At 58.6% G+C, this 12,981-nt stretch carries 9 protein-coding genes and 2 pseudogenes; 9 read left to right on the top strand and 2 right to left on the bottom strand.

Features of this window, described 5'->3' with window-relative positions; translation table 11 throughout:
• The first annotated feature begins 59 nt into the window (after positions 1-59).
• Positions 60-1,193 carry an IS701 family transposase gene (locus AC07WT_RS28875; protein ID WP_494949572.1) on the top strand — a complete coding sequence of 378 codons (1,134 nt, stop codon included), beginning with the start codon at positions 60-62 and terminating at the stop codon, positions 1,191-1,193.
• A gap of 344 nt (positions 1,194-1,537) precedes the next feature.
• Positions 1,538-1,690 (top strand): annotated as a pseudogene (locus AC07WT_RS28870) (alanyl-tRNA editing protein); the annotation flags it as partial.
• 155 nt (positions 1,691-1,845) lie between these two features.
• On the opposite strand, the gene AC07WT_RS28865 reads toward AC07WT_RS28870, so the two are convergent.
• Entirely contained in the window at positions 1,846-2,703 is an 858-nt protein-coding gene (locus tag AC07WT_RS28865; protein WP_494949571.1) for a TauD/TfdA dioxygenase family protein, read from the bottom strand.
• Positions 2,704-3,780: 1,077 nt separating this feature from the next.
• Here AC07WT_RS28865 and AC07WT_RS28860 point away from each other — a divergent pair.
• The 4 genes and pseudogenes from AC07WT_RS28860 (at position 3,781) to AC07WT_RS28845 (ending at position 6,896) form a co-directional block, all read left to right on the top strand.
• On the top strand, positions 3,781-4,212 hold the full coding sequence (locus AC07WT_RS28860) for a hypothetical protein (protein ID WP_494949570.1): 432 nt from the start codon (positions 3,781-3,783) through the stop codon (positions 4,210-4,212).
• Between the two features lie 32 nt (positions 4,213-4,244).
• Positions 4,245-4,572 (top strand): annotated as a pseudogene (locus AC07WT_RS28855) (electron transfer flavoprotein subunit beta/FixA family protein); the annotation flags it as partial.
• A 522-nt stretch (positions 4,573-5,094) separates the two neighbouring features.
• Entirely contained in the window at positions 5,095-6,255 is a 1,161-nt protein-coding gene (locus AC07WT_RS28850) for a M24 family metallopeptidase (protein ID WP_494949569.1), read from the top strand.
• A gap of 431 nt (positions 6,256-6,686) precedes the next feature.
• Positions 6,687-6,896: a hypothetical protein gene (locus tag AC07WT_RS28845; protein WP_494949568.1), complete on the top strand. Its 210-nt coding sequence runs from the start codon at positions 6,687-6,689 to the stop codon at positions 6,894-6,896.
• Positions 6,897-7,098: 202 nt separating this feature from the next.
• Here AC07WT_RS28845 and AC07WT_RS28840 read toward each other — a convergent pair whose 3' ends face one another.
• Positions 7,099-7,809: a YecA/YgfB family protein gene (locus AC07WT_RS28840; protein WP_494951066.1), complete on the bottom strand. Its 711-nt coding sequence runs from the start codon at positions 7,807-7,809 to the stop codon at positions 7,099-7,101.
• A 191-nt stretch (positions 7,810-8,000) separates the two neighbouring features.
• Between AC07WT_RS28840 and AC07WT_RS28835 the strand changes: the two genes are divergently transcribed.
• The 3 genes from AC07WT_RS28835 (at position 8,001) to AC07WT_RS28825 (ending at position 12,386) form a co-directional block, all read left to right on the top strand.
• The gene (locus AC07WT_RS28835; RefSeq protein ID WP_494949567.1) at positions 8,001-8,975 is read left to right on the top strand and encodes an IS5 family transposase; all 975 of its coding nucleotides are present in this window, start codon (positions 8,001-8,003) and stop codon (positions 8,973-8,975) included.
• 286 nt (positions 8,976-9,261) lie between these two features.
• Positions 9,262-10,212, top strand: coding sequence for a hypothetical protein (locus AC07WT_RS28830; protein ID WP_494949566.1), 951 nt, complete (start codon positions 9,262-9,264; stop codon positions 10,210-10,212).
• A 437-nt stretch (positions 10,213-10,649) separates the two neighbouring features.
• The gene (locus AC07WT_RS28825) at positions 10,650-12,386 is read left to right on the top strand and encodes an MFS transporter (protein WP_494949565.1); all 1,737 of its coding nucleotides are present in this window, start codon (positions 10,650-10,652) and stop codon (positions 12,384-12,386) included.
• The last annotated feature ends 595 nt before the right edge of the window (positions 12,387-12,981 follow it).

Genomic DNA, 12,981 nt, shown 5'->3' with positions numbered 1-12,981 from the left:
CACTACAGCCGTAGTTATTTTTCCTATACTAGGTTAGTACTACTACTTTGTATAGAGCCATGAAAGAAATCGCTAAAGCATGGGAACGTGAACTGGATGAATTGCATGAAAGACTGGCCGGTCTGTTCAGACGTGCTGAACCGAGACAGCGTTCGCGAGCCTATCTAAAGGGTTTGCTCGGTACGGTCGAACGCAAGAACGGCTGGCAGCTTGCCGAATGGATCGGCGAAGCCACGCCCGATGGTGTGCAGCACCTTCTTGAGCGAGCAACGTGGGATGCCGATGCGGCGCGCGACGTACTGCGCGAATACGTCGTTGAGCAACTCGGCGAGCGTGAGGCGGCGCTTATTGTGGATGAGACGGGGTTCCTCAAGAAGGGTGAACACTCTGCCGGCGTGCAACGCCAATACAGTGGTACAGCAGGTCGCATCGAGAATAGCCAGATCGGTGTGTTTCTCTGCTATGCGGGCAATGGAGCGAGCGCATTTATTGACCGAGAGCTGTATATGCCCCAGTCATGGATCGACGATCGTCCTCGCTGCGAGGTTGCGGGCGTCCCTGATACGATGGGATTTGCAACCAAGCCGCAGCTCGCGCGCCAGATGCTTGAACGGGCGCTCGATGCGGGAGTACCTTGCGGCTGGGTCACCGGCGATGAGGTGTATGGCGGTGACCGTCCTTTGCGGCTGTGGCTCGAGTCGCGCGCGCAGCCATTCGTGCTGGCGGTGAAGAAGAACGAACCACTATGGTGGCAGGGCCCGACCACTATGCGCGCCGACAAGATTGCACAAGCCTTGCCACCGCAGGCTTGGCGCCGCCTCTCGGCCGGAATCGGCGCAAAAGGCGCGCGTCTGTATGACTGGGCACTTACGCCGTTGTGGCGCCTGCAGTTGAGCGCCGCAGAGCGTCGCTTTGGTCATTATCTGCTGGTACGCCGCAGTCTTGACGAGAATCGCGAGCACGCGTATTTCGTGGTCTACGCGCCCCGCAGCAAGGTTACCCGTCAAACTCTCGTCAACGTCGCTGGCAGGCGATGGGAGATCGAAGTCGGTTTTGAGGCCGCCAAGGGTGAATGCGGCCTAGACCAATATGAGGTGCGCCGCTGGCAGGGCTGGTACCGCCACGTCACTCTGGCGTTGTTGGCGCACGCGGTACTTGCTGGCCTAAGGGCGCAGGCCAAAAAAAACAGCTGAAGGCTCACTGCCATTCAGCATCCAAGAGATCCGCCGGCTATTGTGTCGCCTGATATGGCGAACGCTACACTCCGTCGAGCATGTGATGTCGTGGTCAATATGGCGACGCCAACATCAGTACCGAGCCCAGCAGTGTCATTATCGACGACGCGCTGGTGTGCCCCCAGCGTATCTACGGCTGTAGTACTAAATATCGATTTCGCACAGCGACAGGTATTCCGAATCCCAACAGTCGGATCAGCTTGATCTCGGTGGATATCACAAGGCACGACTGCTCTTGGATCGGCGAGTTTCTCCGACAGATTCCTCGATACGAATCGAACACGATTGAAACCGTACGGCGTGCTATTCCGCGCGCGAGCTATGCGGACGACCGCAGCCGCATTATCAATGTGCCGGCCCTCGACGCACAACTGCTGTGTGCCGGCGACCGCGTCACTGTCACCATCGATTGGGTTCGCCGCCATAAGTTGATGCGGTCGCATACTTGCCTGCATAATGTCGCCGGTTGAGTCGGACTCGGTGTAGAAACCGCCGTAGAAGTCGCCTTGGAGTGCGGGCTCAATTGAGCGAATCTCACCAGGTGTCACCGAGCGGCGGTCGAGGCTGCCGGCCTGCCCGCCGCCGCGTGGCGCGGACTTCAATTGACTTTCTAAACTGGGCGGCTGCCTTCGATAGTCACTCGGTTTAACACCCGTGGGGCGTTTGACACGATTCTACCGCGGCTGTGTAAGAGGCAGCGATTGTCCCAAATTACCAAGTCGCCCTCCTGCCAGACATGCTCCCACACGAACTGAGGTCTATCAATATGTGCCCAGAGTCGCCCAAGCAGTGCATCACTTTCCTTGGCGTCGAGACCGAGAATGCCACCACCACTCCCCTGATATCCGAGAAAAAGTGCTTTGCGCCCTGTTTCATCATGGGTGCGCACTATTGGATGATCGGCTTGAGGCGCATGGTCGCCCATTGACATAGATCTGTGCATTGATCGAAGCCCAACCAGCTTTTTTTTCACTTCTTCCGTAAGAGCCTCGTACGCCGCATACATATCTATAAATCGGGTATTCGTGCTGTCTTTTGGAATTTTCGCTCCGTAGTTGATGGTCGCTGATGCAGGGTGCTCAAGATACGACATATCAGTGTGCCAAGCCAAGTCGGCGTTGCCACCGGAGCCTTTTGCTTGTCCATCTACAACTACGTTTGAAATTACCTCTAGTTCGGGAAGCTTAACGTCTGATCGATCGAAAGTGTTGAACACAGCGTAATCGTGCGGCTTTCCAATACGGCGGGCAAATCTAACGATCTGTTCATGATTCAAATGTTGGCCTCGAAACCATAGAAATTGGTGCTCGAGCCAAGCCTCGTGGATCTGGCGGATCACAGCGGCATCGATTGTTGCTGAAAGATCCACACCGCGCACTTCAGCACCAAGAGCACCTCCACTTGGAACCACGCAAAACCCTGCGTTCGATGACGAGCCCTCCGACAATCGCACACTCCCTATGCTCATAGTCCCTTCCTCCCGTTCATCCATAGAGTTGCCGACACACTGCTCAAAACATCGAAAAGTATTCTACGCGTGACCGGCCGCAATATTTCTCCGTTTGCAACTGCACCGCCGCAGAAATTCAGCGCCACCATCGTCCGGCAGCAACTTACGGCATTGGAGAGGCAGGTAACCGCAAGGGACCGGGGTGGGGTCGGGAATTCGGACGGTTCGTTCCGAGCCGCTTCATGCGCAGCGCGTCTGTGGCAGCCGAGCGCCAGCTCGATACCATCACCGACAGCACCCGCCAGCGATAGCATCTAAGGTCCACGCGCTGCGTGAGCGCGTCGTGCCCAGTAGAGGCACAGCAGTCGCACATCGCGGCAAGTCCGAAATTTCACCATCGCGCGCCCTGTTGAGTCTCTCGGCATGCTAGCGCACAGAGCGGCAACGAGTTCGTCGCGCGGCGCGCGGAACATACGGAGGTCACTTCGAGACGCTCTGCGTCAGATTCGCACCGCGCTGATGTCCGGGTACACTCACCAGGCTTAAGGTCTGTGCATCGTGCACAACGCATGAACCGCACACTCACCGCGCCGGTTTTGCGACTACTGCGCACTATCCTCGCCTGCTTTCTGCGAATGGGGTTGATCAGTTTCCGATTTGTTCGCCGCTTATGCCTAACCATAACAAGTCCAATCTCCAAGCCCATCATAAAGAGCGACAAGTGGAACCGTGGGGGATAGTTCCGATGGCGGCCTATGTTCGCATGAACCATCGTCTTCTTGGCAAGATCGAGAGCTTGACGAGAATTTTCTCGAACTGCAAGAAGATGGGCATTTTATTCGATGAAATTCTCAGACGAGCACCCGTCCAGTACGCGTCCAACGCCCGAACCGTCTTCGATTTTCGTCCCGCGCGCCGGCTTTGTCACCGGCTGACCTATTGGCCTATCCGATAAGAAGACAAATACAGGGAAGGAAATTCGGGCGCGGGCATTTTACGGTGCTACCGCGACCTCATATTTTCTCCATGGCGTCGTCCGGCGACTGAGCAGTCCGCGACGATATTCAGGCATTCAATGAATTAAGGAGGCACACAATGGCAATCGACGCAATCGTAGCGAACATGGACAACGTCTGGATCCGCGTCGCGGACGACGAAATTCCAGCAACAAAACATGAGCGGAGCGTCGCGTTGAAACGCTTCCTGCAAGAAGTGCAGGACGAAGGATATCCACTCCTACTGGTGAGCGAACTTAATGCTGCGAGTCTTAACGATGCCATCAGCGAGACGCTCGGCGAAGACGGGGTCACCTACTTTTCTTCGATCCTGTCATCGAGCGCATGCGGCTCGCGCTACGCAGTGGCGCTCCATACGCTCGCGACGCCGGCGCATCGCATCGTCGCAGTGGGGACGGATGAGCATGGGATTGAAGAGGCCCGCAGCTACGGTATCACGCGGTTCATCCCCTTGACGGATGTTTTGCGCAGTGAGGCCGCGCGGTTCGGTCATGCCTTCGCATCTGATTGATGAACTCCTTCCGCAGAACGATGATGCCGAATGAGATGCCAGCAGCACTGACAGGGCCTGCTGCAAACTACGACGGCAAAGCCACGGTTTCGATGAAGTCGATGGCCGCGCGGAACCGCTGTCCTTGAAGCTGGCCGCGTTCGTGACGCGGTCCTGCGCCTGAACGAGCCGCGGTACGTGACGCTGCCGAACATCACCAATGCGAAGAAGAAGCCGCTGAACACGGCGAATCCCTCTGATGCCGGGCGTCGACGTCGCATCGCGCCTGAAGACGCTAAAAGTCATAGGGACGCCGAAGGGCAGCGCAGCGCAGGCATCATGGTGCCGGACGAACTTCTCGGAAGGTGCTCGAGCCGCTAGCACAGACTGTGTACGCGCCTCGGCGTATCGCGGCGGTGGTCGAAGCGCCCTTCGTGGCGAACGACCACCAGTTCGCCCGACCGGCAAGGTCATCGTCGCAATAAACACGGACGAAGAGGAGATATTCTGGGCGGAGACAGGACTTTAGATCAACCTGCACGTAGCAACCCGCGGCCCTGAGCTTAAGTCTGTCCTTCACCACCCCTCGTTTCTTTTTGTACCGCTCAATCGTCTCAAAGGGCTTTGCCACTACGAGTGATGGGGCGGTAACGCTCATCATAGGCCTCTAAGGATCTGTCGAACCACGAAGAAGGTCGTGCGCGGGAGACGCTTCTTGAGAGACAGCGCACAGCGTCCAGCCGCAGGCTCGCGGCCCGTCGCGCGGCAATCCTGAGCAGTGGCCTATTTTATTGCGGATTTCCTTCGCTTCGCAACCAACTGCGCGGCCAAGTCCCAGCGGTCCACAGCTACACTTCTCCTCGTCGCAAGGTCTAATGTACTAACCAAGAATGGAGGTCGCGTATGGATGAAGCACTCCCACCGGTTCCGCTGAGCGGAGTCCCGTTTCCAAAAGCGGAGTACCGGCGAAGACAACAAAAGGTCCTGCAGGCGATGGCGGACGCGGGGCTGGACGCGCTCGTGGTAACCGCGCTGGGCCACGCGCGATACTTGTCGGGCTTTCACGGGATCGGAACCTACTTCGCCCCCTTCCCACTGATCCTAGCGCCCGGAGCGGAGCCGACCTATGTGGTGCGCGAGTACGAACTGGAGTCGGTGCGCGCGTATAGTTGCATCAGCGAAATCGTCACCTACGTGCAAGAGCGAGACTTCGCCAAAGCGTGTGCTGACGTGCTTCGGCGCAATGGAGTGCAGAACAAGCGCGTCGGGTTCGAACTTCGCTGCTGGAATCTCACCCCGTACGACGTTCACACGCTGCAGGCGGAGCTGCCGGCGATGACCGTGGTTGATGCGACGGAACTTGTGCCCGATGTCGCAGCGGTCAAGAGCGAACTCGAACTCGATGCGATGCGCGATGCCATCGGGCAGACCGAAGTGGCCATACGTGCGTTCCAAGACTCGCTGCGCGAAGGCATCACAGAAACGGAAGTTGCCGAAGCGATGCACGGGGCCGTGAAGAAGGCCGGCGGCGAGGAACTCCGGTTGGTCTCCCTGGTATTCGGCGAGCGCACGAGGCTTGGGCACGGGCAACCCGCGCCCAACCCGCTGAGAACGAACGAGCCCGCCGTCACAGAGGCCGGCGGAGCCAAGTTTGGTTATGCGAGCGGGCTGGTGCGCACAGCCGTCCTGGGTCGCAATCCTGAAGTCGAAGCTTTGCACGCCATTTCCGTCGAGGTTCTGGATACCGCAATGGACGTGATCAAGCCGGGCGTTGCCGCAGAAACAGTCGATGCTGTCGTGCGAAAGGTAGTCGAGCGATCGGGGCACCCGCGCGCGTTTAGGAACAAAGCCGGATATCAGACTGGCGTTCCTTGGTCGGAGCGCGGCAACCTGGACATGGTGCCGGGCGCCACACGGCTCCTGCAGGCAGGCATGACTCTGCACATCCCGATCATGCTGTTCGGCAAAGGTGGGCACATCATCGGGTGCAGCGATCATGTCTTGGTCACAGAGCAGGGCGCGAAGAGCCTCACTGGATTGCCGCGGGTACTACACCGCGTATGAGCCCCGACCGGCTGCGGAAAATCAGCAGAAGTACTTGGCAATCGGGTTCCGCAGCCCGGTTTTCACCGCATGTAGGGTTCCGACATGCAGGCGCTTGAAGCGCTTTAGACGCGCGAGCACCACGGCCGCTCCGTCGGCGCCGCAGGTTGCAGCGGCGTGGGAACTGTGCAGTCCTGCTGCACCCTGCGGGACATAAATCCCCGCGCCAGCAGGCAGTACGTCGGGACGGACGATGTCGTGCTCGTGGAGACGGGGTCATCCCGCTGCGCCCCGTCTACATTCACATGGGGACCCATCTAGGAACACGGGCGTGTCACCGCCGTGGACCCTTGGCGGCTTCAGTAGGTGCCCTCGCACCGCATCCGCCAGCGGCGCGACCAGCCGCTCGGCGGCCGTGTGCCAGTCAAACCGGGCCAACAAGAGCCACGAGTGTGACTCGAACTCCTGTGGTGTCGGCAAGTTGGCCCCCGGCGGACCAGGTCGCGGGCTCATCGATGGACGGAGAAAGGAAGATCGGGAATCCGACCTTCTCGCTGCTGTTCTTCAAGGCCTCCGGCCGCGTATCGTCCGGGCGGCGCGGACTCAGCCACGGGGTGTACATGCGTGGCGGAGCCCTTCTGAAGATGTCGCGGCGCATGTGAGAGCAGGCGATGGGCTATGTCTGCAGGACCCAGGGAATTCCTTGGAAGACATGACGACGACGGATGAGGAGTCGCGCGGCACCCGTTATCGGGCTGTTGCGTGCGATAGACCTTAGCACGCGATTGACGGACGACAGCACTTCTCGGGACAGGTTCACGTCATGGCGTCGCTGCGGCGTTACATATGTACTGCGCTGATTGCTTAATGAAGCGTCAGCGGCTTATCCAGGCAGCAATGCTTGTACTTGCGCCCACTGCCGCAAGGGCAAAATTCGTTGCGTCCGATTTTCGGCTCGGCACGGTGCATCGGTAGCCCCATCACCATCTTTGCCGGCCCCCGCCGGTGCGGCTCGAAGTATCGATAGATGTGCGTCAGCCCAGTGATCATCCTCTTGAGCACGCGTTCGCGCTTTTCAGGGGTGATTTCAGGAGACCGCATGTCCGGATCGGGTTCGTGCTCATGGTGCAGCATCATGATAGGAATCATCGACCCGCCGTTCTCCTCGTCATCGATTAGCTCCTTCCAGCTGTCCCACCGCATGTGCACGGCCTGCATGAAGCCGTGTGCCCAGTCGTTTGCCGGAGCGACTCCATCCTCCCGTTCCAGCAATATCGGGAGGTAGACGTCCGGTTCATGGAGCGTGCGCTGCAATTCTGAACTAACCGTGCTCCAGTGACGCGTTAGAAGCCCGATGATTTCCGCAGCTTGCTCGTCGCTCTCGAACGAAACGCCCTCGCCCCACATCTTTGGGAGATATTCGCTCGGAAGCACCATGTGCGGTCCGCAAATTAATGCTGCGAAAAAGCCGTCGAGCGTCTCGATGTTCATCGCCGGATTGCCGATGGAGTCTAGAAACTGGGAAAGGCGGTCGAGTTCGCTGTCCGTAAGCGGCTGATGAGAAATCGGGTTCATCAAGGCAGGCTCTCTCCTCGCGATTGCAGGTATCGTCGTATAGCGAGAATTATACCGTGCCGAGTTCGTCGACCACCTATCAGTTGCTTGGCTGGCTTCGAGGCAGCAGGCTAAGGCAATGCTGATCAAGTCCACCGCACACGACTGTCATGCGTTATAGCGCGAGCATGTAACGGCGAAAGCGTAAAACGATGAAACAACTGACACCGGCGATGGCGATCGATCAATGCGCGGGATTCGGTGCGCAGCGCAAACCTACGCGACGCGAAGCGTTTCTCGACGAGATGAACACGATTGTGCCGTGGGCGCAGCTGTGCGCAGTGGTGAAACCGTTTTATCCGAAACGCGGCAATGGTCGCCCGCCGATTACGCTGGAGCGCATGTTGCGAATTCATTTTGTGCAGCACTGGTTCAATCTTGCCGACCTTGCATGCGAAGAGGCGCTGTACGACAGCCTCAGCCTGCGCCGTTTCGTTGGCATTGACCTTGGCAGCGAAACGGTTCCGGACGCCACCACGCTGCTCAAATTCCGGCATCTGCTGGAAGAGCACAAGCTGGGCGAGCGACTCTTCGCGGAAGTGGGCGTGGTGTTGCAGGCGCGGGGAGCAACGCTCAAGAGCGGCACGATTGTCGACGCCACACTGATCGGCGCACCGTCGTCGACGAAGAACAAGGAGAAGGCGCGTGACCCCGAAATGCATCAGACGCGCAAAGGCCAGCAGTGGTATTTCGGCATGAAGCTGCATATCGGTGTGGACAGTCAGAGCGGGCTGGCCCATAGCGCGGTCGTGACGGCCGCCAACGTACACGACAAGCATCCGCTGCCACAGTTGCTGCACGGTGAGGAGCAACGCGTCTACGGTGACAGCGCATACGCGAGCCAGAAAGCGCTGATCCACAGCAAGGCCCCGAAGGCACGTGACTTCACCAACAAGCGCACACGCCGCAAGGACATCGTCGACGAGGTGGCGCGCCGCAAGAACCGTAACAAGTCGAAGATCCGCGCCCGGGTCGAGCACGTGTTCGCGGTCGTGAAGCGGCTGTGGGGCTTCACGAAGGTTCGTTATCGCGGGCTGGCGAAAAACGCAAATCGCGCCTTCGTTGCGCTCGCGCTGGCCAATCTTTACATGTGGCGAGGTCGCTCGACGGCACAGGTGCGCCCGTAGAGGGCCAAAGACGGGCGAACAGCCCGTACAGAGCCCCTCAAGGGGCCCAAAATGAGCTGCAATGCCCGCTTTTATCGCTGTTATTCGCGATCTCAAAAGATTACACATGCCTTGGTCGCAACCAGTCGTGTTTGCCGGGCTTGATCAGCGCTGCCCTTACAGGCAATGAGTCCGGGTGCTGTCTTTCCATCGTGCGACGGACAATTCGATGCAAGAAGACAGGGCCGTCACGGCTACAGGTCTCGGACCTTGACGACGCCTTTTGATGCACGCCGCGCGGAGCCACTTGGAGTTCCTTGCATTCCGCGGTATCTTCGGCTTCATCCCTGCAAACATCAGTCGTCTTCACGATATGGATGCGCCATTGGACCTTGCAGAGCGTGATCATGAGCAGCCAAAAATCGGCATAGAGCGGTGGCTCGATGCCGAGGTACAGCGCTACCTCTCGTGCGGTGATTACGACAGCAGCTTTGCGGGCTGGCCCGGCGATAACTTCGTCGATGTCGCGCAAAAGGCGAGTCAGCGACTCCGTGCTGCGCTGATTGAGGAGACGCTTCGGCGAGCATCCGGCTTCCGCAACCAGGTGACTGTGCCGCAAGACTTGTATGCGTGGTCTCGTAGGAAGCTTTCGCCGATGGTATCCGGGCTCTTCCCCGCCGCCGAACGGCCCGTAGTCTTGGACATGCTTGCTCGCAGCGTGAATTTCCTCACGCCGCAGAACATCGGCGCAGTCCTCATGGAGCACACCTGGCTGTCGACAGCTTGGGACCTGGCGAACATTTACCTGGGCAGCGTCGGAGCCCCTGCTCTCTCGCAACAGGCACTTCACATCGTCGGGCTGAGCGAGGAAACGACGTGCTATGTCTCGTTGTCGTACTTCAATGAGACCGACCCTTTCGCAGATTTCGTCGTCCACGAGGCGGCACATATTTTCCACAACTGCAAACGAGCCACCGTCGGCCTAAACGAGAGCCGTCGCAAGGAATACCTGCTCGACATCGAATATGCTAAACGCGAGACTTTTGCCTACGCGTGTGAGGCGTACAGCCGGATTATCTCGCTGGCTGCAGGCGAAGGACCACGGCAAGCGGAGCTCGAACGGCACGCCGAGGCCTCATTGCCGGCGGATGATCGCGTTGATCACCATGAGTATCTCGACATTCTTGACGAAGCCGTGAGGGCGCGCAACGGGTGGCAATGCATCCTCAAGCGATGCGCCCCGGCTAAGGCTCGCTGACGCCCCCTTCCCCGAGGAAAGTCATCGTTTTTGCGAGCGGGCTTCTTCATTGCCGGTATGGCCACGCTCCGCTGCACAGCGAGTCACACCTATTCGATCGCAGGGCTGCTCGATGACGGGCCCGGTGCCAGGATGTATATGACTCCCGCGACCAGATGAGAACGCCTAACGTGCCGCGCCTGTTTTGCGCATAATGTGTCCGCACTTCGCATAATTCGTGCAAACGTGGCCCGTTGATTTCCGCCGCCCTGCCCGTTTTGCCCATTAGAATATCGGTTGCGCTTCCAAACCGAACGTAAGAGCAAGGCTTGAAAAAGGCAGATATTGCGTCGAGTGCATCCGAATGAGTGCACAGCGGCCGCCATCTTTTACGGGACCGCACCTTGCGGAACTTCCTGAGCAAAGGGTCAAGCCCTTCTCGGCACTAGCGAGAGGCGATGACTCCTGGTAAAGCAAATGCGGATCGCTCAGCGCCCACCGCAGTCTCCCAAACGCTGTTTGCTCCTCTCAGAAACGTGACCTTTCGCCGAATCTGGCTCGCAACTCAGATGTCGAGCCTCGGCTCTCTGATGCAGACCGTGGCGATTGGTTGGTTGATGACGACGATCTCGCGTTCCGACCTATTGGTCGCGCTAGTGCAGGCTTCGTCAACACTGCCAGTCTTCGTGCTATCAATCTTCGCTGGGCCCATCGCGGACAATTACGACCGTCGCTTGGTGATGCTGACATCGCTATGTGTGATGGCGCTCTCAACCGCAATGATAACGGCGCTTATCGCACTGGGGTTCGCTAATCCCTGGCTCGTTCTCGGCTTCAGTTTTCTGGTCGGGTGCGGCTCCGCTCTCTACAACCCTGCATGGCAGGCCTCGGTCGGAGATATTGTCGAGAAGCCAGACCTGGCAGCGGCAATTACCCTCGGATCCGTCGGCTTCAACACCATACGGAGCATAGGCCCGGCGCTGGGCGGTATCGTCGTTGCCACGGTCGGTCCCCTGGCGGCTTTCGTTCTGAATACGGTGGCCTACATGGTACCGTTGCACGCCACGCGGCGCTGCAGATGGAACGTGCGCCGATCACCTCTGCCGCGGGAATCGATGGCTACGTCAATCTACGACGGTTTGCGCTTCACGGCGATGTCGGCTGAGATCAAAGCGGCGATTGCACGAGGAACTCTTTTTGGCTGGGCGAGTATTTCGATACTTGCGCTGCTACCTTTGGTTGTTCGCGACCGCTTGGCCCAGGGACCGATCGCCTACGGCGTCTTAATGGGCGGCTTCGGTGCAGGTGCCTTTCTGGCCGGTATTTCCAGTAGCTTCTTGCGGCGCGTACTGTCTCAGGAGCGCCTCGCCACACTGGCATGCGTAGCCTGCTCTGCCTGCTGTATTTTGCTTGCTATCGGTCCTACCCTACACGTCGCGGCAATCGGCCTCGCCCTAGGCGGGGCCGGTTGGGTCATCGCGTGGTCGGGATTTGGGGTGATCGTGCAGCTAGCAAGCCCGCGCTGGATTGTTGGTCGCACGCTATCAATCTACTACGCATTAACCTACGGCGGCATTGCGGCGGGAAGTTGGGTATGGGGCGTGGTGGCGGAAAGGTATTCGCTAACGGCGTCGCTTGCAGCCTCTGCGGTTGCACTCTTGCTCGTCGCGTTTGCCGGAATCGTGTTCCCTATCCGCGAACATCGGGAGGCGGACCATGAAGAGCATGGGGAACTCAACGCCCCGGCTGTCAATGCAAATTTGAAACCACACAGCGGCCCCATTGTCGTCAAGACCGAATATCTAGTACCGGACGAAAATGTCAACGCTTTCCTGACTTTAATGCATGAACGACGACAGATGCGGAGCCGCGTCGGTGCCCGGTACTGGACTCTTACGCGTGATCTTCACCAGCCTGCACGATGGACAGAATCCTTCCGCACACCAACTTGGGCGGGCTACCTCCGCCTGCATCATCGTCTTCCTCGTGAAGACAAGGAACTTGACGAGCGCTTGCAGAAGTTACATAGGGGCGAGCATGCCCTTGAGATGAGATTCTCGATCGAGCAGCCGACGAGCGCGACGCTTGCGACGGAGCAGTCGGCGGTTTTCACCCCGCCCGCGGACTTGGTGACGGGGTCGTCTATGCGTGTGTCCGACGGGAAGTCCAAGACAGACAGGGGAGAAGGCCTCTGATTGAAATTGCACGGGTGCGCGGACGGTTTGTCGCACAGAGCATTGCCCGAAACCTGCGTACTGCCTCTCTTTTTTGCAGGTTTCTATCGGCGGGCCCTCCTTCTTTGCCGCGTTGCATTTGGAACACGACTTTAGAATGCTGCCAGCCAAGACACCGCTGAGGCAGGATGACAAGATTTCAAGCGCTACACCGCCTCTGAGCAATCGTTCAACCGCGCCGCACGGTTTCATGGAAGTGACCAGCGAAGTCCCTGCGTCAGCTATGCTCGCCACCTTCGTCGAAAGAGAATCGAAGGCACGTGGCTATGCGGGGATTAGCTCAGGCCCGTAGTGATCCGGATTTTTCAGCAGATGCCGAGAGATTGAGACGTACCCACCGAACCCGGCACAGAGGCACTCTGCCTAGAATGTCGGATGCACTCAATCAAAACGTCCACCGCTCGGAAACATCGCACATGAGTCGCTCTGCGCGTGAAATCGACAAATCGACATGCCGACCGCTACCAGATGGCGATACGATCAGGCCATCCGGATTATTCAGCCGCGCATCCGCCGACCTGAGACGAATCCTAGAGCATGTGACATCCGGAAGCGC

The sequence above is a fragment of the Paraburkholderia sp. GW821-FHT02A12 genome, from assembly GCF_059422005.1.
The sequence above is the reverse complement of the archived record's forward strand: the minus strand, read 5'-3'. Positions and strand labels throughout refer to the sequence as shown.

What these genes read in the sequence shown, in the direction of transcription:
- AC07WT_RS28875 (WP_494949572.1), top strand. Translation starts at nt 60, where the DNA reads ATGAAAGAAATCGCTAAAGCATGGGAACGTGAACTGGATGAATTGCAT.
- AC07WT_RS28865 (WP_494949571.1), bottom strand. Translation starts at nt 2,703, where the DNA reads ATGAGCATAGGGAGTGTGCGATTGTCGGAGGGCTCGTCATCGAACGCA.
- AC07WT_RS28860 (WP_494949570.1), top strand. Translation starts at nt 3,781, where the DNA reads ATGGCAATCGACGCAATCGTAGCGAACATGGACAACGTCTGGATCCGC.
- AC07WT_RS28850 (WP_494949569.1), top strand. Translation starts at nt 5,095, where the DNA reads ATGGATGAAGCACTCCCACCGGTTCCGCTGAGCGGAGTCCCGTTTCCA.
- AC07WT_RS28840 (WP_494951066.1), bottom strand. Translation starts at nt 7,809, where the DNA reads ATGAACCCGATTTCTCATCAGCCGCTTACGGACAGCGAACTCGACCGC.
- AC07WT_RS28835 (WP_494949567.1), top strand. Translation starts at nt 8,001, where the DNA reads ATGAAACAACTGACACCGGCGATGGCGATCGATCAATGCGCGGGATTC.
- AC07WT_RS28825 (WP_494949565.1), top strand. Translation starts at nt 10,650, where the DNA reads ATGACTCCTGGTAAAGCAAATGCGGATCGCTCAGCGCCCACCGCAGTC.